Source organism: Thermanaeromonas sp. C210, from assembly GCF_013167955.1.
Classification (GTDB): domain Bacteria; phylum Bacillota; class DSM-521; order Neomoorellales; family Neomoorellaceae; genus UBA12545.
This window is the reverse complement of sequence record NZ_BLWF01000001.1, coordinates 781,678-799,329: the sequence shown is the minus strand read 5'-3', so window position 1 is coordinate 799,329 and position 17,652 is coordinate 781,678. Positions and strand designations below refer to the sequence as shown.

At 59.8% G+C, this 17,652-nt stretch carries 25 protein-coding genes and 1 tRNA gene; 11 read left to right on the top strand and 15 right to left on the bottom strand.

The window, feature by feature from the left end; translation table 11 throughout:
• Positions 1–63 precede the first annotated feature (63 nt).
• Both TAMC210_RS13635 and TAMC210_RS13630 read left to right on the top strand, forming a co-directional pair.
• Entirely contained in the window at positions 64–192 is a 129-nt protein-coding gene (locus tag TAMC210_RS13635; RefSeq protein WP_256366473.1) for a hypothetical protein, read from the top strand.
• Positions 189–317 (top strand): hypothetical protein, encoded by a 129-nt coding sequence (locus tag TAMC210_RS13630; RefSeq protein WP_256366472.1) that lies wholly within the window; start codon positions 189–191, stop codon positions 315–317. Before TAMC210_RS13635 ends, TAMC210_RS13630 begins: the two co-directional genes overlap by 4 nt.
• Before the next feature lie 58 nt (positions 318–375).
• Here TAMC210_RS13630 and TAMC210_RS03830 read toward each other — a convergent pair whose 3' ends face one another.
• Both TAMC210_RS03830 and TAMC210_RS03825 read right to left on the bottom strand, forming a co-directional pair.
• Entirely contained in the window at positions 376–1,641 is a 1,266-nt protein-coding gene (locus tag TAMC210_RS03830) for a flagellin (RefSeq protein ID WP_173297452.1), read from the bottom strand.
• A gap of 137 nt (positions 1,642–1,778) precedes the next feature.
• Complete coding sequence (locus tag TAMC210_RS03825; protein ID WP_173297451.1) at positions 1,779–1,967, bottom strand: carbon storage regulator; 189 nt, start codon at positions 1,965–1,967, stop codon at positions 1,779–1,781.
• Positions 1,968–2,081: 114 nt separating this feature from the next.
• Between TAMC210_RS03825 and TAMC210_RS03820 the strand changes: the two genes are divergently transcribed.
• From TAMC210_RS03820 to TAMC210_RS13870, 3 genes are all read left to right on the top strand, one after another.
• Complete coding sequence (locus TAMC210_RS03820) at positions 2,082–2,333, top strand: N-acetylmuramoyl-L-alanine amidase (protein ID WP_173297450.1); 252 nt, start codon at positions 2,082–2,084, stop codon at positions 2,331–2,333.
• Positions 2,334–2,482: 149 nt separating this feature from the next.
• Positions 2,483–2,707 carry a type II toxin-antitoxin system HicB family antitoxin gene (locus TAMC210_RS03815; RefSeq protein ID WP_173297449.1) on the top strand — a complete coding sequence of 75 codons (225 nt, stop codon included), beginning with the start codon at positions 2,483–2,485 and terminating at the stop codon, positions 2,705–2,707.
• Between the two features lie 29 nt (positions 2,708–2,736).
• Complete coding sequence (locus tag TAMC210_RS13870) at positions 2,737–2,934, top strand: type II toxin-antitoxin system HicA family toxin (RefSeq protein WP_373996436.1); 198 nt, start codon at positions 2,737–2,739, stop codon at positions 2,932–2,934.
• Positions 2,935–3,367: 433 nt separating this feature from the next.
• On the opposite strand, the gene TAMC210_RS03805 is transcribed toward TAMC210_RS13870, so the two are convergent.
• The 4 genes from TAMC210_RS03805 to TAMC210_RS03790 form a co-directional block, all read right to left on the bottom strand.
• Positions 3,368–3,598 (bottom strand): type II toxin-antitoxin system HicA family toxin, encoded by a 231-nt coding sequence (locus TAMC210_RS03805; RefSeq protein ID WP_173297447.1) that lies wholly within the window; start codon positions 3,596–3,598, stop codon positions 3,368–3,370.
• A complete protein-coding gene (locus tag TAMC210_RS03800; protein WP_173297446.1) occupies positions 3,595–3,825 on the bottom strand; it encodes a type II toxin-antitoxin system HicB family antitoxin in 231 nt (76 codons plus the stop codon). The genes TAMC210_RS03805 and TAMC210_RS03800 overlap by 4 nt, the downstream gene beginning before the upstream one ends.
• Before the next feature lie 19 nt (positions 3,826–3,844).
• Positions 3,845–4,054 (bottom strand): type II toxin-antitoxin system HicB family antitoxin, encoded by a 210-nt coding sequence (locus TAMC210_RS03795; protein ID WP_254388486.1) that lies wholly within the window; start codon positions 4,052–4,054, stop codon positions 3,845–3,847.
• Between the two features lie 348 nt (positions 4,055–4,402).
• Positions 4,403–4,852 carry a hypothetical protein gene (locus tag TAMC210_RS03790; protein ID WP_173297445.1) on the bottom strand — a complete coding sequence of 150 codons (450 nt, stop codon included), beginning with the start codon at positions 4,850–4,852 and terminating at the stop codon, positions 4,403–4,405.
• Positions 4,853–4,978: 126 nt separating this feature from the next.
• On the opposite strand from TAMC210_RS03790, the gene TAMC210_RS03785 reads away from it, so the two are divergent.
• Positions 4,979–5,242 carry a helix-turn-helix domain-containing protein gene (locus TAMC210_RS03785; protein WP_173297444.1) on the top strand — a complete coding sequence of 88 codons (264 nt, stop codon included), beginning with the start codon at positions 4,979–4,981 and terminating at the stop codon, positions 5,240–5,242.
• A 530-nt stretch (positions 5,243–5,772) separates the two neighbouring features.
• On the top strand, positions 5,773–5,985 hold the full coding sequence (locus TAMC210_RS03775; protein WP_173297443.1) for a helix-turn-helix domain-containing protein: 213 nt from the start codon (positions 5,773–5,775) through the stop codon (positions 5,983–5,985).
• Between the two features lie 344 nt (positions 5,986–6,329).
• Here TAMC210_RS03775 and TAMC210_RS03770 read toward each other — a convergent pair.
• From TAMC210_RS03770 to TAMC210_RS03760, 3 genes are all read right to left on the bottom strand, one after another.
• Positions 6,330–6,418 (bottom strand) — tRNA-Leu (locus tag TAMC210_RS03770).
• A 31-nt stretch (positions 6,419–6,449) separates the two neighbouring features.
• Entirely contained in the window at positions 6,450–7,340 is an 891-nt protein-coding gene (locus tag TAMC210_RS03765; RefSeq protein ID WP_173297442.1) for a mechanosensitive ion channel family protein, read from the bottom strand.
• Positions 7,340–8,116, bottom strand: coding sequence for an HAD family hydrolase (locus tag TAMC210_RS03760; protein ID WP_173297441.1), 777 nt, complete (start codon positions 8,114–8,116; stop codon positions 7,340–7,342). Before TAMC210_RS03760 ends, TAMC210_RS03765 begins: the two co-directional genes overlap by 1 nt.
• 129 nt (positions 8,117–8,245) lie before the next feature.
• On the opposite strand from TAMC210_RS03760, the gene minC reads away from it, so the two are divergent.
• Positions 8,246–8,965, top strand: coding sequence for a septum site-determining protein MinC (gene minC, locus TAMC210_RS03755; RefSeq protein WP_173297440.1), 720 nt, complete (start codon positions 8,246–8,248; stop codon positions 8,963–8,965).
• Here minC and pyk read toward each other — a convergent pair.
• From pyk to TAMC210_RS03730, 5 genes are all read right to left on the bottom strand, one after another.
• A complete protein-coding gene (pyk, locus tag TAMC210_RS03750; RefSeq protein WP_173297439.1) occupies positions 8,962–10,410 on the bottom strand; it encodes a pyruvate kinase in 1,449 nt (482 codons plus the stop codon). The genes minC and pyk overlap by 4 nt on opposite strands.
• On the bottom strand, positions 10,394–11,353 hold the full coding sequence (gene pfkA, locus TAMC210_RS03745; protein ID WP_173297438.1) for a 6-phosphofructokinase: 960 nt from the start codon (positions 11,351–11,353) through the stop codon (positions 10,394–10,396). Before pfkA ends, pyk begins: the two co-directional genes overlap by 17 nt.
• A 28-nt stretch (positions 11,354–11,381) precedes the next feature.
• Positions 11,382–11,582, bottom strand: coding sequence for a putative signal transducing protein (locus tag TAMC210_RS03740; RefSeq protein WP_173297437.1), 201 nt, complete (start codon positions 11,580–11,582; stop codon positions 11,382–11,384).
• Positions 11,583–11,588: 6 nt separating this feature from the next.
• On the bottom strand, positions 11,589–11,816 hold the full coding sequence (mtrB, locus tag TAMC210_RS03735; protein ID WP_173297436.1) for a trp RNA-binding attenuation protein MtrB: 228 nt from the start codon (positions 11,814–11,816) through the stop codon (positions 11,589–11,591).
• A 93-nt stretch (positions 11,817–11,909) separates the two neighbouring features.
• On the bottom strand, positions 11,910–15,368 hold the full coding sequence (locus TAMC210_RS03730) for a DNA polymerase III subunit alpha (protein WP_173297435.1): 3,459 nt from the start codon (positions 15,366–15,368) through the stop codon (positions 11,910–11,912).
• A gap of 211 nt (positions 15,369–15,579) precedes the next feature.
• On the opposite strand from TAMC210_RS03730, the gene TAMC210_RS03725 reads away from it, so the two are divergent.
• Complete coding sequence (locus tag TAMC210_RS03725; protein ID WP_173297434.1) at positions 15,580–15,903, top strand: YtrH family sporulation protein; 324 nt, start codon at positions 15,580–15,582, stop codon at positions 15,901–15,903.
• Positions 15,904–16,389 (top strand): hypothetical protein, encoded by a 486-nt coding sequence (locus TAMC210_RS03720; RefSeq protein WP_173297433.1) that lies wholly within the window; start codon positions 15,904–15,906, stop codon positions 16,387–16,389.
• Between the two features lie 13 nt (positions 16,390–16,402).
• Here the strand turns inward: TAMC210_RS03720 and TAMC210_RS03715 are convergent, their stop codons facing one another.
• Positions 16,403–16,666: a hypothetical protein gene (locus TAMC210_RS03715; RefSeq protein ID WP_173297432.1), complete on the bottom strand. Its 264-nt coding sequence runs from the start codon at positions 16,664–16,666 to the stop codon at positions 16,403–16,405.
• A gap of 163 nt (positions 16,667–16,829) precedes the next feature.
• Here TAMC210_RS03715 and TAMC210_RS03710 point away from each other — a divergent pair, with 163 nt between their 5' ends.
• Entirely contained in the window at positions 16,830–17,258 is a 429-nt protein-coding gene (locus tag TAMC210_RS03710; RefSeq protein WP_173297431.1) for a ferritin-like domain-containing protein, read from the top strand.
• The last annotated feature ends 394 nt before the right edge of the window (positions 17,259–17,652 follow it).

Below are 17,652 nucleotides of genomic sequence, written 5' to 3'. Positions count from 1 at the left end.
TGAACTCCCGCTTAAAGGCAGGCGGCAAGAGCAGCGAAGGAGGCCAGCCCAGGAGTCGAACAGGTGTTTACGCTTACGGACGAAGAAGGCCGGCTAGTGGACCTAACGGCCGTCGCTGAGGCCAGGCTGGTGATCCCCTCAGCGGGCAAAGGGTGTAAAGGTTATGCACCTTTGCCGAAGGACGAGTGGTGAGGTACGTGGCCACGGCCGAGGACCCTGCCGCGCCGGGCCTGCTGATGGAAGTGGAGGTGCACTTCCCTGGCGGCCGGGTGCTGCTGAGCAAGGTAATCAGGGAGCAGGTGGAAGGGAGGCTGTAGGTGCCGGAAAATGCAAAGGCCTCCCGGCTTGCGGGAGGCCTGCCGTGACTGCTCCAGTTTACCTGCCCAGGAGCTGCAGCACCATCTGCGGCTGCATGTTGGCCTGGGCAAGCATAGCCGTAGCGGCCTGCTGGAGAATGTTCAGCTTGGTGAACTCCATCATTTCCTTGGCCATGTCCACGTCGCGGATGCGGGATTCGGCTGCGGTTAGGTTTTCAGCAGCGGTGCCGAGGTTGTTGATAGTGTGCTCGAGACGGTTCTGGTAGGCACCGAGTTTGGACCGTTCTGCCGAAACGGTTTCAATGGCCTTGTTAATGGTAGTAATTGCGTTGTTGGCCGAGGACGCACTGGACACATCGATACCCTTTACTTCAAGCGTGATATTCTCAGTAGGAGCCGCACCCAAAGTGAATAGCTCGTTTCCAGCCGCATCCACATATTTCGTCCCGTCCGTAGATGTGCCTATAACCTGGCCAGTAGAATCTATCAGTTTCTTGTTTGCTGCATCCAAAGTGTACGTTCCAGCTTCCAGACGCTTGTTGTCCACCGTGGCGGTACCAGTGGCTTCATTGCTGGTCGTGTCAATGGTAATAGTGCCGCTGATGACTTTATCGCTGAAGACAATCTTATCGGTACTGGTGGCGTCAGCTGTGGCAGTATACGTCTTACCATCCGCACTTGTGGCGATTACTAAACCGTTGCTGTCAACAAGCTGATATTTACCACTTGCTGAATCGTATTTCACCGTGTAGGTGCCATCGCTAAAGCTGCTGTTTGTATTAGTAACCGTTCCAGTAGCAGTATAGGTCACATCACCTACTACACCCAGGGCGAATCCTCTCATATCCTTTATCTCCAGTGAAAGGTTCTGGTTCTCGTTGGCGCCGATGTGGAAGGTTCCCTTGAAAGTGCCATTCAAGAGTTTTTGGGTGTTGAATTCGGTAGTATTGCCAATCCGGGCAAGTTCTTGTGCAAGCTGATCTATTTCTTTCTGTATTTCCGACCGGTCAACGGCGGTATTCGTATCGCTGGCGGATTGGACGGCCAGCTCCCGCATCCGCTGCAGGATGGAGTGGGTTTCGTTTAGTGCGCCCTCAGCCGTTTGAATCAGCGAGATAGCATCCTGCGCATTCTTAGACGCCATCTCCAGTCCGCGAATCTGGGCCCGCATCTTCTCGCTGATGGCCAAGCCTGCAGCATCATCCCCAGCCCGGTTGATACGGAGGCCTGACGACAATTTCTCCAACGACTTAGCCGCCATCATGTTGTTAATTGACAACTGACGATAGGTGTTTAACGCCGAGATATTGTGGTTAATCCTCATACCTTCTCCGGCTTCCCTGGGAAGCCCTGTCTATTTCCCTTGCCGCTTCCAGCGGAGGGCAGGTGGTAACCTGCCGGGAAGCCGAAATCCACCTCCTTGTGATTAGTTAACTTCATTAGAGCTGCTGCGAGCGGGTATCAGGCCGCTTCATTCCCGCCCTGTGAGGCCGGCCACGCGCCCTCCAGAAGTTCAGCCCGCTTCACGGGCACCTCCTCCGGCGCCTCGATGCCGACCCGGACATAATTGCCGATTACCTCGACTATCTTCACCCGTATGCGGCCGTCTATCATGATGGACTGGCCCTCCTTACGGGTTATTATAAGCACCTCCTCCCACCTCCCTCCCTGGTAGTGATTCCGCCTCCCTGCTGTGCCTTCACTTCAACATATCGACAGCGGTCCCGCGGACTTTAGTCCCTCCCGCAAAGGATTGTGGGCTCTATGCGTATCATCGAGACCCACCTGGCCTTCCGTGACAAACCGGCCCGCCGGAGCAGTACCGAATACATCGTCCTGCACCACGCGGCCGCCAGCCGGTGTACGGTATACGATGTCCACCAGTGGCATTTAGACAGCGTAGAGCCCGACGGCACCCGATGGACAGGCATCGGGTATCACTTCTTCCTTGACAAGGCCGGCAGGTTTTACCGCGGCAGGCTAATAGATTTCGCCTACAGCCACGCGTCCGGGTAACTATTTCGCGCGAAACCCCCTATGTTGCCCACTGGTTGTGGTAAAATTGTACCCAAGGAGTAAGTGACCATTGCAAGCTTGTTAACTGCCAAAGGCTATATGTTGCCGGATGATAATTGGAATGCTAAGAGCAGGGAGGAATGAGACCAATGCGCTTTAAGGTAATATTGGAATGGGATGAGGAAACAGGTGTTTACGTGGCTACTGTTCCGGCCCTGCCGGGATGTGCCACCCAGGGAAGGACACGGGAGGAGGCCCTAGAACGAGTAAAAGAAGCTATTGCCGTGACCGTAGAAGGCCTCAAGGTCACGGGCCAGCCGGTTCCTTCGGGTGATGTAGATATTTCGATAGCCGAAGTGGTGATACCGGCTTGAGCAGGCTTCCGCGGGTCACAGGAAAAGAGATGCTACGGGCCTTACAGCGAGCCGGATTCGTTGTGATACGTATTCAGGGAAGCCACCACTTCCTGAGCCACCTACAAGATCCAAGCCGCTGGGCCACAGTGCCGGTACACGGTAAGGAGACGCTATCGCCTAAGGTGGTCAGCGCCATTTTGAAAAGTACCAGGCTATCGCCAGAAGAGCTAAGGGAGCTGTTATAGCAATGCCACGAGGGGAGAAACGCTTTCTAGAAACCTGTACAAGTGGCGAAAAACGGACGGGAGGGTTAGTGTGCTGCCAGACCTTTGGTACTGGGTTAAGCCTTACAACCCGCATAAAAACTTAAAACCTCCTTCCCGTTTTGGCCGGTAGGAGGCTTTTCATCGGGAACGGATTCACGGTTTTAAAGTGCCTCTGGAAGATTTGCCCGAACCCGTGAACCCTTGATTTTCCAACTGGTGCCGAAGGCGGGAGTCGAACCCGCACGGGGTGTGAGCCCCACCGGATTTTGCGTCCAGCATTGCAGGCCACTGAAGCCCACCGCTGGAGGCCTTGCGTTTCCTTGCCTCCAACCTCCGGTTTCGGCCCTCCTGCCGGCACCACCGGATTAGCCTCTCTCCATCAGATTCTCGCTACATTTTCGCAAAATCCTGCTCAAGCAAGAAGGTTTTTGAACTCCTCAACGGTTAGTCCGGCCTGCTCCAGTATGCTCTTCAAAAGCTTCGGCTTTAGGATTTCACCAGAATGTACAGGAACAGTAACCAGACTTTTAGCACCCGGCTTCCGCAAATGGTGGTGGCTACCCTGTATTCTTACCACCACAAAGCCAGCCTTCTTCAACGCACTGACTACTTCTTTACCTGTAACCCTGGGCAGCCTGCTCATGAGGCTATCTCTACCTGCACTTCAGCTATTTCAACGTCTTTAGTAGGCAGGGGTAAACCTTCTTGAGCTAAAGCCGCAAGGTGGCCCGCTATAGCCTCTTTTACCCTCTCCAGGGCTTCTTCAACGGTGTCTCCTTGGGTGAAACATCCGGGCAAGGCGGGCACGGAAACAACATACCCCTTACCTTCCTCGTCCCACTCTAGGATAACTTTGTAGCGGTAAAGCATATTGCTATACCTCCCTAGACTAGACGTTCTTTTCTGCTCTTCCAAAAGCCAAAGGGTAGCGGCTCCCCATGTTTTTTAAGCTCTCGATGTACCCTCTTATGGCGTCCTCGGCCATTGCCAAAGCTTCTTCCTTAGTTTCCCCTTGGGTGACGCAACCCGGTAGTGCCGGTACAGAAGCGATATAGCCTCCTTCCTCGGCGGGTTCGAGGTAGACAATGAAGCGGGCCATGTTCTTCCCTCCTAAGACGCATTCCAGCCCTTACATAGTATGCCTTGGTTAAGTAAGTTTTAGCTTTTCTGTGGGCAAAATCCTGCTCAAGTGGGAGAGTTTTTTAAAAAGACTTTCAGCTTCTGCCTCTCCCTCTCCTTCCGCTTGTCCTCTGCCCTCCTGCTTCGGTTCCGGCCACTGCAGCAAAACATTCAGGCTTCTATTGCCCGAGCGGTCTAAAGCGGTAGGAAGCTCAGGCGACAACGGGTTTTCTTCCCAAACAACTGGCCCGCATATTTCTTGGCTCTCGGTTTCCGGGCTAACCGGCGGCGGAAGATGGCTTCCAGGTGGCGGCCAGGCGAAAGTAATCTACCTCGTATTTTCAACTAGCGACACAATAGGCATAACCTGCCCTGGCTCTACCTCCAAAAGCCTTTCTTCATAACTCACCCTGTCGCCTTCAAAAACCGGCCTCGTTATCTTGATTTCTCTGCAGCCAGGCACTAGAGACACCCGGCCCACATTCAGCCACTTTCGGAAAAGATCCTCAGGTATTTTCCCTTCCCAGGACTGGGACAGCCCTATCTCAACAGGAGGGTAGCAAAACCCCTCTTCGGTTACATGGAGGACAAGAATCCGGTTTATCGTTTCGCTGGGCACTGCGCATTCCCAAAGTCTAAACCTCCGAAAATCCCAGTACCAACGCTTGACCTCCTTCATATCAGGGAGCAGCCAAATAACAGGCTCGCCTCGCCACTCTTTTTGTGCTCGCTGTAAATCACGGGCATAAGCGGCATTAAGGGGGCTTAGCTCGAACATGGGAAGCCAAACCTGAACCCGCTGGCGTGGGCAATCCGATACCTCCCTGTCGCACGAAATGTCGCACGAAGATTTTCTCTGCACCAAGTTTATCATAGCATTGAGCAAAACGAAAGGAGGGCTTCTATGGTCACTAACCTTAGGCTCCTACGGGTGCGGAAAGGGTTGACCCTCAAATATATGGCCGCTCAAATCGGCCTTAACGAAACCTGGTACTGCCGCATGGAAAGAGGCCAGAACTATATTCCGCCACACTACCGCAAAAAAACTGCTGAGTTTTTTGGTGTTCCCGTCTCCGAAATCTGTGACGAAGCCACCGGCCGGCCGGTGCTGGTGGATAACTGCACTTCTTCGACGGTTTACCACCCTGGAGGGTGGCCCAGGAGTTAGGCATAAGCGAAAGCAACTTCTACCGCTACGAGAAGGAAGTCCTTGTCCTGCTGGCCCATAGGTTGGGGCTGTAGGCCTTCTAGAACGGCCTAGAAATAGCCTACAAGTGGCCTCTATCTTTGCAGGGATACTTCCCTACGCTACCGAGAAAAAAGTGGCTTCTAACCGGCGGTATAAATGGCAGTGCCGGAAGGCTTTGGGTGAAGTGCAACAAGAGAAACAAAACCCTGTGGAAGTGCAACAAGCGAACCTTGTCAACCTTGACACTGGCCGGTTTTACCTTGACAACCTTGACATGGCGAAAAGCGAAATCATTTCGTCTTTCGTCACCGGAGGGTAGGGGAGGCAAAAATCCCTGGAACCGCCAGCATGTAGACCGCCGGCCTGGGCTTCTTTGCATGACCGCAGGTTTTGGCAAGGGGGGATAGGGGCTTCAATCCTCTTATACCCCTGGCCTTTAGACCGCCGGTCCGGTGCTTTGCACACAAAATGGGGTAAAAAAAACGGATTTTCACGGGGAGGCGTGAAATATGGCTACAAAGTCCAACAAAACCCAACACAAAGAGGCCCTTTCAATAGAGCAGCTTAACGCTATAGATCTGCTCGTTCTAGGCAAGACGGACAAGGAGGTTGCGGAGGCCGTTGGTGTTCATCGGTGTACGGTAACTTCCTGGAGGCTTTATAATCCCTACTTCGAGGTTGACAAACCTGTCGCTCACCTTCTTCCGCTTGAAGCCCGCTAATGTGTTGGTGCTTATGTAGCCTTCCTCAAGGCAGTACTGGAAGAAGGCCCGCAGGTAAATGAGGCACAGCATGTGGGATGTTCGGCGAAGAAGGGGGTAACATGCTCACGGTAATCGTCGAGAGTCCTCTTGGAGGCACCTTCGGCCTGTTTCCTCAAGATAAACTCTTCTAGTACCTCCCGCCATGTGGTGGGTGCTGGGTTAAGCCTTACGACCTGCATAGAAAAGTTTAAGCCTCCCTTCCGTTTCTGGCCGGTAGGAGGCTTTTTCATCGGGAACGGATTCACGGTTTTAAAGTGTCTCTGGAAACTTTCGCCAAACCCGTGAACCCTTGATTTTCCTACTGGTGCCGAAGGCGGGAGTCGAACCCGCACGGGGTGTGAGCCCCACCGGATTTTGAGTCCGGCGCGTCTGCCAGTTCCACCACTTCGGCACGTTTTTGACGAGATTATTCTACCACAAGGTCAGTCTCCTGGCAAGGGCCTCCCGGCCTCGGCCTCGCTCCACCCCTCATATATCCTCCTGGGGTAGGCCAGCTTGATGCCCCGCTCCTGGCAGGCGAGCCATATCCTTTCCCGCAATATCCTCTCAATTTTCCACAGAGAGGCTGGTTTGGTCTTGGCAATGATGGTAAACTGGGCACCCCTCTCCGATTTATCAATGTCGGTCACGCCGTAGATTTGCGGGGGCTCGGCCAGGCCGTTCTCCCCCGGAAGAAAATCGTCGTAGTACTCCCTCTCCACCTCCCGGCAGACCTGTTCCAGTACTTCCCGGATGAGCCGGGGATTCTCCTCGAAGGGGAAGGTCGCGGTCACAATGGCCCGGAGCTGTTCCCGGTTGTAATTGCGCACGGTTTTTATCTCGCTGTTGGCAATGTAATATTTGGCCCCCGACCATTCCCGTATGGTGGTCATGCGCAGGCCCAGCTCTTCTACCGTGCCGCTCACCTTTTCGTTTATCTGCACGAAATCTCCCACTCGGAACTGGTCTTCAAAGATGATGAAGAAGCCGGTAATGAGGTCCTTGACCAGACTCTGGGCGCCGAAGCCCACGGCCAGGCCGACGATCCCCGCGCTGGCCAGGAGCGCGGTCACGTTTACCCCCAAAACGGGGAGGACGGTGAGGAAGGCCAGGAGGTAAATGGAATACCGGGCCCCCGACCGGAACAGGGTTTCCAGGGTTTTCTTTTTGTGGTCCTCGATCCGGGCCAGGTCGAAGAAGCGCGTGATCAGGCGGTCGGCTACCTTGAGGAGTATCACGGCGGCCAGGACGATGGCCGCCACCCCGGAGGCGCGCTGGAGCACAACGGCCGTGGGCCCCTCCATCAACTGCCAGAGGCGGTCCAAGTCGAACATCAGCGGCCACCCTCCCTCGCGGCTTCCCCCGCCGGGAGCATGGCGGCCACGCCGGGCAGGATGACATCGGCCAGACCCTCCAGTTCGGAGGCGCTGCAGGCCCCGCTGGTGACGCCCACCGTCACCTTCACCCCGGCCCGCTTGCCCATTTCCATGTCCAGGAGGGAATCCCCCACCATGGCGCACTCGGAAGGCGACAGGCCCATGCGCCGGGCGGCCAGGTAGATCATTTCGGGGTCCGGCTTGCTGTTGCCCACCTCGTCCTGGCAGGCGTAGGCGGAGACGTAGGGTTTAAGACCGCACAGATCCATGAGCGCCTCGGTTCTTTTCCGGTCGTCGTTGGTGGCCACAGCCAGGCGGAAGCCCGCCCCGTGGAGACGCCTTACAGCCTCCTCAACCCCCGGTATGAGGACCGCCTGCCAGTCCAGCCCGCCCTGCTCATCACAGGAGGCAAAGGCCGCCAGGGTCTTTTGCAGGCCCTCATCCCAGGGGATGCCCTCGTAAAGGAAAAGGACGGTGGCCACGGCTGCGGCGGTCTGGTAGCGGGTGCCCACGACAATGGGGCTGCGGCGGACCACGGTATTGTCCTCCCCCAGGCCCATGGCCCGCATGATGAGTTCCTTGACCTCCTGCCGCAGGGTAAAGTAGCGTACCAGGTACTCCACCCGGCGGCGGATAAGCCGGGGCCAGATGACAAAGGAATCAAGGAGCGTGCCGTCTTTGTCGAAAATGATGCCGCGACAAGGGATGATTTGCGAACCCAAACGTAGCTTCATCCTTCTACCTCTTTCTTCGCCGGTATACGACAAGGAGCAAGATTTTTTTGCAGGCCGGCAGGAAATTGGGGTGTAAAGGCGAATCTCTTTTTTTGCTGGCAAATTTTGACGATAAAGGGGTTATCCTAGGTGTCCCAGGACATCATCACCATTAAAGGTACGCGCAAGGGCTTGGTTATCCTTCTGGATGGCAACCGCGACTTTGCAGAGCTCAAGGGAGCCCTGGCGGCTAAATTCGCGGCGGCCCGCGGGTTTTTCCAGGGCGCGCCCTTTATTCTTTCCCCTTCCCGCCCCTTGAGCACCAGCCAGGCGGCCGAGCTGGAAGAGCTCTGCCGTCACCACGGCCTCATCCCGGCCCAACAGCAGGAACTTGCCCGCCGGACTCCACCCACGGCCTGCACCCCAGCGGAGGCAGTGCAGGAAGACCTGCCCACCGCCCTGGTGGAGCGCAACCTGCGGTCCGGCCAGGAGTTGGCCGTGGAGGGGCACCTGGTGCTCCTGGGGAACGTCCACCGGGGGGCCACTGTGAAGGCCGGAGGCAGCATTTTTATCCTGGGTACCTTAAGGGGCGTAGCCCACGCGGGGTACCTGGGGGATGAAGGGTCCGTGGTGCTGGCCTTGCGCATGCAACCCTCCCAGATCCGTATCGCCGGGGCCGTGGCCCGGGCGCCCGGGAAGGCCGAGGAACGGCCCTATCCTGAGATAGCCCGCCTCAACGGCGGCCGCATTGTCATCGAGCCCTACGGCGCCCCTCCGGGGGAAGCCGCCGTGCCGTTCCTCTTACCGGCAGGGGGGCGCTCCCGGAGCAGGCGGAACGGCCTCAGGCGCAAGGCGCGGTCGAGGGGTTAGTACCAGGCTTCGCCCACGATATGTATTTTGAGGAGGTTGGTGCGGCCCGGTATAAAGGCCGGCACGCCGGCGGTAATGACCACCAGGTCGCCCTCCCGGACCTGTCCCGACGCAACGGCCGCGTTTACCGCGGCCTGCACCATCTCATCCGTTCCCCGGGCCCTTTCCACCAGGAGGGGCTCCACCCCCCACACCAGGCAGAGCTGGTTTAAAACCCTTTCGTCGGCGCTGGTGGCCAGGATCGGCGCCGGCGGCCGGTACTTGGCCACCCGGCGGGCCGTGGCGCCGGAGGCCGTGGGGGTGATGATGGCCCTCGCCCCCAGCTCCAGGGCGATGGTACAGCTGGCGTGGCTTATGGCGTCGGTGGCCGTCCGCTCATCGGCCAAGCCCTTCCGCTTCAGGATCTCTTCGTAGGGCAGGCTCCTCTCGGCCCGGCGGGCAATGCGGGCCATGGTGGCCACCGCCTCCACCGGGTAGCGCCCGACGGCGGTTTCCCCGGACAGCATTATGGCGTCGGTTCCGTCGAGGATGGCGTTGGCCACGTCCGTCGTCTCTGCCCGGGTGGGCCGGGGGTTGGTGATCATGGACTCCAGCATTTGGGTGGCCGTTATCACCGGCTTGCCGGCCTCGTTGCACTTCCGGATGATCATTTTCTGCACCAGAGGCACTTCTTCCACGGGTATTTCCACGCCCAGGTCGCCCCGGGCCACCATAATCCCGTCGGCGGCGGCCACGATCTCGTCGATGTTTTCCACCCCGGCGCGGGTCTCGATCTTGGCGATGATCCCCACGCCGGCACCGCGCTCCTTCAGGAACCGGCGTATTTCTTCAACATCCCTGGCCGAGCGCACAAAGGAGGCGGCCACGAAGTCGATGCCCTGGGCCAGGCCGAATTCGATGTCTTCCCGGTCTTTATCCGTCATGGCCGGCAGGTCCACGGCCGCGCCGGGGAGATTTACGCCCTTACGGCTGGACACCCTTCCCCCGCTGCGCACCAGGCACCGTACTTCCTCCCCGCCGACGTTCAAAACCTCAAGCTCTATTAGGCCGTCGTCTATGAGGACGGCCTGGCCCGGCCGCACCTCCCGGGGAAGACTCGGTAGGTTGACGGGCAGGCGCCTTTCATCTCCCAGCACGGGAGCGGGGGTGAGAATAACCTCCTGCCCCTCCTGTAGGACTACCCCCGCCTTCACCTCTCCAAGGCGGACCTCCGGCCCCTGGGTGTCTAGCAGGAGTGCCACCCTGGCCCTCACCTCGGCCGCGGCCTGCCGCACGGCCGCCATGCGGGCGCCGTGTTCCTCGTGACTGCCGTGGGAGAAGTTGAAGCGGGCCACGCTCATGCCGGCCAGGATCATTTTCTTGAGGACCTCCGCCTTCTCGCTGGCCGGCCCCAGGGTGCACACGATCTTGGTACGGTGTCTTTCGGGTTTAAAGGGCCAGGTCATTGGCCAGTTGGTAAACCTCCTCCTCGATGCCTTTCTCCCCCTGCAGCACTTCTTCCAGGGGAATATCTACAATCCGGTTGGCCTGCATGCCTACCATGCGGCCGCTCACCCCCTGGGCCAGGAGCTCCACCGCCCGGGCCCCCAGACGGCTGGCCAGAATCCGGTCAAAGGCGGTGGGAATGCCGCCCCGCTGGATGTGGCCCAGGATGGTGACTCGGCTCTCCAGTTTGGTTCGCCGGGCTATCTCCTGCCCCACTTCCAGGCCGCTCGCCGCTCCCTCGGCCACCACGATAATGCTGTGGAGCTTGCCCCGCCGCCGCCCCTGCTCCAGGCGGCGGACCACTTCGTCGTAGTCGATGGGCATCTCGGGAATGAGGATGGTCTCGGCCCCGCCCGCCAGGCCCGCGGCCAGGGCCAGCTGGCCGGAATCGCGGCCCATCACTTCGATAATGAAGATGCGCTCGTGGGAAGTGGCCGTATCCCGGATCTTGTTGATGGCTTCCACCGCCGTGTTGAGGGCCGTGTCAAAGCCGATGGCGTAGTCGGTGCCCGGAATGTCGTTGTCAATGGTGGCCGGTATCCCTATTACGGGCAGGCCTTTTTTGTGCAGATGCAGGGCGCCGCGGAAGGAGCCGCCGCCCCCGATGACGATGAGGCCCTCCATGCCCTCCCGCCGGGCGTTCTCCAGGGCCCGGGCCCGGCCGGCCTCGGTGCGGAATTCTTCCGAGCGCGCCGTCAAAAGGATGGTACCGCCCCGGTGGATAGTGTCCGCCACGGAGCCGGAGTCCAGGCGCCGGAAGTCCCCCTGGATCAGGCCGGCATAGCCGCGGGCGACGCCGATAACTTCCATCTCCATTTTGGAGGCCTTGCGCACTACGGCGCGGATGGCGGCGTTCATTCCGGGCGCATCCCCGCCGCTGGTGAGCACACCTATCGTCTTCACGCTTTCACTCCCTATGGCCTTCTGGACTTCAGCGTGCGAGGGCCGAACTCAAAATCTCATGGGCTTCTTCAGCTTCGGATTCGGGGACGAGAATCTCGTAGCCTCCGAGGGTCTCTCCTTGGGATGTTCCCACCGGTCTCAGCTTCACCAGCACCCCTTCCTGGGTCAAAATGTCCTTGAGGCGCTGGGCCAGCTTCTGGTTGGCCGCAATATAGATTACGGTCCACATCCCCCATCACTCCCCCGCTTCCAGGCTACCCAACTTGGTAAGCACCACAGCCCTTCCGCGTATTTTCATGGCCGCAGTATGTTCTGTAAACTGGGCGACCATGACCTCCCCTTTGTCCAGCTTTTCTGAATGGTGAAACTTGGTGTCCTTGCCCCGGGTGAGGCCTATAATCGTCACCCCGTTTTCCAGGGCCTTGACTACTATATATTCACCTGTAACGACTGTGTTGTCCACACGCCCTCCCCTCCTTGTTCTTAACTGGCCTTATTCAATTAAGCTTATTCCACCCCGGCCGGCATATTCCTGCTGCCTCACCTTCTTCCGTTCTTATTTTTCTGCTATTACTTTTACCCTATCCTTCCCCAAAGTATCAATGAGGTTGCGGAGCAGCGGGGGGCATATGCTTACCCAGAGCTGGCGGTTGGCCAGGATCCAGCGGCGGTTGCGGGGGAAGTAAAAGTACACGGGGTGGGGTCCGGGGTAGGCGGCCAGCAGGCGCCGGAGTTCCTCCAGGCCCTCCTCCCTTTCCACCTTAAGGTACAATTTGGGAGAAGGCGGGTCCCCGTCCTCCCGGTCATCCCCTGCTAGCGGGACGGCCTCCGGGGGCCGAGCGTCCCGCCCGGGCTCCAGCCGCTCCACCCGGTCGGCCAGAACCTTAACTCCCTCTTCCTCCACCGCCACCCGGCCTTCCACCAGCACCACCAGGTCGTCCTTGAGCCACTCCCTGCAGCGGGCATACACCCGCGGGAAAAGGAGGACTTCCACCTGCCCGCCGAAGTCCTCCAGCAGGAGATAGGCCATGGTTTCGCCCTTACGGGTGACTACTCGGCGCAGGCCCGCCACCACCCCCCCCACCACCACCGGCGCGCCGTCGTCCGCCTCGGCCAGCCGGGCCACCGTGTGGGACACCTTCTGCTCCAGCAGGCCGGCAAAGGGCTCCAGGGGATGGCCGCTCAAGTAGAATCCCAGGAGTTCTTTCTCCATGGCCAGGATCTCCGCCTTGGAGAAGTCCTCCACGGGGGGCAGGGGCGGGTCGTCCGGCGGCGCCTCTACCATGTCAAAGAGGGAAACCTGGCCCCGGCGGCGGTCTTCCTGGCTGCGGCCGGCCGCGTCCAGGCAGGCGTCCAGAATGGACAGGAGCTGGCGACGCCCCTTCCCCAGGGAGTCGAAGGCGCCGCACCGGATGAGGCTTTCCAGGACCCGCTTGTTGACGGTGTGCAAGTCCACCCGGCGGCAGAAGTCCGTGAGGGAGGTGAAGGGCCCTCCGGCCTCCCGGGCCGCGATGATGGCCTCCACCGCCGCCCGGCCCACGTTTTTCACCGCCGCCAGCCCGAAGCGGATGCGGCCGCCGCCGGCGCTGAAGTCCACGCCCGATTCGTTGACATCCGGAGGAAGCACCGGAATCCCCAGGCAGCGGCATTCCTCCAGGTAAACGGCCACCTTCTCCAGGTGCTGGCTGACGCTGCTCAGGAGGGCCGCCATGAACTCAACGGGGTAGTGGGCCTTAAGGTAGGCCGTCTGGTAGGCCACCAAGGCGTAGGCCGCGCTGTGGGATTTGTTGAACCCGTAGCCGGCAAAGTACTCCATGAGATCGAAGATCCGGGCGGCCAGCTCCGGGTCATACCCCTTCTCCATGGCTCCCTGGATGAAGCGGCTGCGGTGGCGGGCCATTTCTTCCGGTTTCTTCTTGCCCATGGCCCGGCGGAGTTCATCGGCCTGCCCCAGGGTGTAACCGGCCATGATGTGGGCTATCTGCATGACCTGTTCCTGGTAGAGGATGACGCCGTAGGTTTCCCGCAGCACGGGCTCCAGGTCCCCGTGGGGGTAGGTGACGGGGGTAAGGCCGTGCTTCCGCCGGATAAAGTCTTCCACCATGCCGCTGCCCAGGGGCCCCGGCCGGTAGAGGGCCACCAGGGCTATAATGTCCTCAAAGCGCTCCGGCCGGAGGTTCCGCAAAATCGACCGCATGCCCGAGCTCTCCAGCTGGAACACGCCGGTGCTTTCGCCGCTGGAGAGGAGCTCATAGGTGGCCCGGTCGTCCAGGGGGAAGTCCTCCACCTCCGGGGCTTTCCCCTCCCGGCGGAGGGCATCCAGGGTGTGGCCGATCACCGTAAGGGTCCGCAGGCCCAAAAGGTCCATTTTTAAAAGGCCCAGCTCTTCCACCGCCTGCATGGAGAACTGGGTGGTCACCGCGTCGCCCGTCTTTTGCAAGGGCAGGTAGTGTATCAGGGGTTCCCGGGTGATGACGATACCTGCCGCGTGGGTGGAGGCGTGGCGGGGGAAGCCCTCCACGGCCCGGGCCGTGTCCAGGAGCTCCCGCACCCTGGCACTGCTCTGGTAGAGCCTGCGGAGGTCGGGAGCCGTTTCCAGGGCCCGGTCCAGGGTAATGCCCAGTTCGGCCGGGACCATCTTGGCCACCCGGTCCACCTCCGCCACGGGCCAGCCCAGGGCCCGGCCCACGTCACGCACCGCCGCCCGGGCGGCCATGGTGCCGAAGGTAATGATCTGGGCCACGTGTTCCTCGCCGTACTTCTCCCGGGCGTACTGGATGACTTCCTCCCGGCGCTCGAAGCAGAAGTCGATGTCGATGTCCGGCATGCTCACCCGCTCGGGGTTGAGAAAGCGTTCGAAGAGGAGGTTGTAGCGCAGGGGATCGATGTTGGTTATGCCCAGGCAGTAGGCCACCAGGCTGCCGGCGGCCGAGCCCCTGCCGGGACCCACGGGTATGCCCCGCCGCCGGGCGAAATTGACCAGGTCCCACACGATGAGGAAGTACCCGGGGTACCCCATTTTTTCGATTATGTCCAGCTCGTATTCCAGGCGACGCCTGGCCTCCTCCGAGGGCGGGGAATAGCGCCGCTCCAACCCTTCAAAGCAGAGGCTCCGCAGGTAGGCGGCCGTATCCTGTCCCCCCGGCGGGCGGTATTCGGGCAGGTGGAGCCGGCCCAGGGTAAAATCGAAGCTGCACCGCTCGGCTATCTTGACGGTGTTGTCCAGGGCGGCGGGCAACTCGCCGAAAAGGTCCTCCATTTCCCGGGGACTTTTAAGGTAGAACTCCGGGGTGGGAAAGCGCAGGCGGTCCTCCTCCTGCAGGGTCTTGCCCGTCTGAATGCAGAGGAGGACGTCGTGGAGGTGGGCCTGGTCTCGGCGGACGTAGTGGACATCGTTGGTGGCGACCAGGGGGATGCCCAGCTCCTCCGCCAGGGCCACCAGGCGGCGGTTGACCTCCCTCTGCTCGGGAATGCCCTGGTCCTGTATTTCCAGGAAGAAGCCTTCCGGCCCGAAAACCTCCCGGTACCAGGCGGCGGTCTCCCTGGCCTTTTCCTCCTGTCCCTTGAGGAGCAGTTCGGGTACCTCCCCCGCCAGGCAGCCGCTCAGGGCGAGGAGACCCTCACGGTGCCGGGCCAGGAGTTCACGGTCTACCCGGGGTTTGTAATAGAAGCCCTCCAGAAAGCCGGCCGACACCAGGGCGCACAAATTGCGGTAACCGGTTTCGTTCTCCACCAGGAGTACCAGGTGGTACTGGAAATCGTCCTTGTGGGGCTCCCTGTCCCGGCGGCCGCGGGGCGCCACATAGACCTCGCACCCGATGATGGGCTTAATCCCTTTGGCCCTGGCGGCCTTGTAGAATTCCACCGCGCCGTACATGACCCCGTGATCAGTTAGGGCCAGGGCGGGCATGCCCATCCCGGCCGCGGCCGCCGCCAGCTCTTCAAGGCGGCCGGCGCCGTCCAGGAGGCTGTATTCGCTATGTACGTGTAAGTGGACAAAGGGCCTATAGTCCATAGCTGTGCATCATTTCTACATCGGTCGCCAAAACTCCTCCGCCGGAGGCGGAAAACTTCCCGGGCACCAGGCGCAGTCGTGAAGGGTACCGGAAAACAGCCGGCAGGGGTAATTTTCCCCACCCGGCCGCCATATATTATTTAGGGGGCTGCTGCCGGAAGGCGTCAGTAGCGTTTTACCTCCAAGTCCGCGAAAGGGTGCAGTAGCTCTGATGGAAGGTTTTTTCCCCAAGCTGCTGCTGGTATTCTTTACCGCCCTGGGCGTGATCCTCGGCGCCTCCTTGGTCGGGTCTCTGGCCGCCCTTCTGGCAGGGCAGCCCCCGCTAAGGACCATGGCCCAACTGGCCCTGGATATCAAGATATGGGCCATGGTAGCGGCCATCGGCGGCACCTTTACGGCCCTGGAGGTCCTGGAGCTGGGCCTGCTGGAGGGCCAGTTCCGGGCCCTGCTGAAGCAGCTGTTGTTGATCATCGGGGCCTTCTCCGGCGCCCAGGTGGGATATTTCATAATTACCTCGCTGGCAGGGGGAAAGTAAATGCCGGGCTCCCGCCGCCGCTACTTGGCCTTCTTCCTCCTGGGGGTACTCGTCGGAGCCGTCGCGGCCAATGTGCGGCTGGCCCAGCAGCTGGACTGGCTCCACCTGACCAGCGAAAGATTGCGCCAGCAGCTGGACGCCACCGCATGTGAGCTGGCCGAGGTAAAGGAGAAGGTGGCCCAACAGCACCTCCAGGTGGTTACCGCCGTCGAGCCCATCATAACTTTTCCCCCCAACAGCAAGCCCCCCGTTCTGGAAGGCCAGGCCATCTCCCTGGCCCTGGCCAAGGAGGTGCAAAGGTTAATGGCGCCCCTCGTGGGGCAGGAAGTGTCCAAGATCAACCTCGTGCTGGTTCCGGGGCTAGTGGACGACCGGGTGGTAAAAATAAACGGCCGCTCCTTTAAGTTGAAAGTCACCCTGGTGCTCATCAGCGAACGCGTCGTCGTCCACGTCCAGGCCCAGCCCCAGGCCAACCTCTCACCGTAACCCCCCCCTGTGCCTATCCTTCCCCTTCGCTCTCTGCCTCCAGGGGCGGCTGCCCGCCGGGCGTGACCATGAAGCCCGAGCCTATTTTACCCTGGGGAAGGTCGGCCGGTTGCCGGTGGCGACCGCCTCCCCCCTGGGGCTCCCGACCCTCCGGGCCCTCCATGGCAATTGCCGGTTCCCGGAGCTCTTTTCCCCCTGTCCGACGCGCAGGGCTTCCCTGCCCTGGGGACGTCCGCCCACCTTCGAAGGGTGTATATTCTTTATTATCCTTCACCATGCCTTTCCCTCCCGATATGCATAATCTACGGAGATAGTGTAACCATGTTAGAAGATTTAACTCTTTTCTTGGGGTCTAAGTGTTGACAAAGGAAAAGAGAGGGTCTATAATAATCCCAGAGCTTATTAGTAATCACTACTATTAACAATTAGGAGGGGTTTCCATGTCTGAGCTGATCAATGAAGTACAACTGGGCGTCACCAAAGGAACCGCCCTGCAGGAGGCGGTGGAGGCCAATTTCCGCGGAGAGACCATGGAGGTCGGCCTTTACCTGGCCATGGCCCGGCAGGCCCAAAGGGAAGGATATCCGGAGATAGCCGAGGCTTTGGAGAAGATCGCCTGGGATGAGGCCTGGCATGCCGCCCATTTTGCCGAACTCAACGGCATGATCTCTTCCTCTACCAAGGAAAACCTGGAGAAAATGCTGGCCGGAGAAAGGAAGGCCAACCACGGGAAGAGGGAATCCGCCGTCCAGGCCAAGGAGAACAACCTGGACCACGCCCACGACTATTTCGATGAGTCTTCCCGGGACGAGGCCAGGCACGCCCGCGCCCTGGAGGGCCTCCTGAAGCGCTACTTCGAGGGAAAGTAAGGTCTGCCGGAACCGGCCGGCATTAGCACGGTCCGGGGAAAAGTATCGGATAGTACTTAGCTGCGGGCTCCCTCTCCTCACACCTCACAGGTGCCTGCCTGTGTACGGCGGTTCATAAGGCCCCTAAGTTCCAAAAACTTATAACTGAGCTTACGAGCCCTTGGTCCTCACAACTTTAGGCCAAGGGCTTTATTGTTCATTCACCCTACCGGAGTTCCTGCCTACCTACTGAGGCAGGATTTTCCTTTTTCGCTTGTAGGAGTGCTCCACCGGAGGAGCCTTAGGGCAATTCTTGCTCTCGAGGTAGGAGCTTCCTTTTCCGTGGCGAATAATATCAGAGAAGTGTAGAAACCGGAGCCGGTGGAATGTATGGCCGCCCTTTCCTGTGTAACCG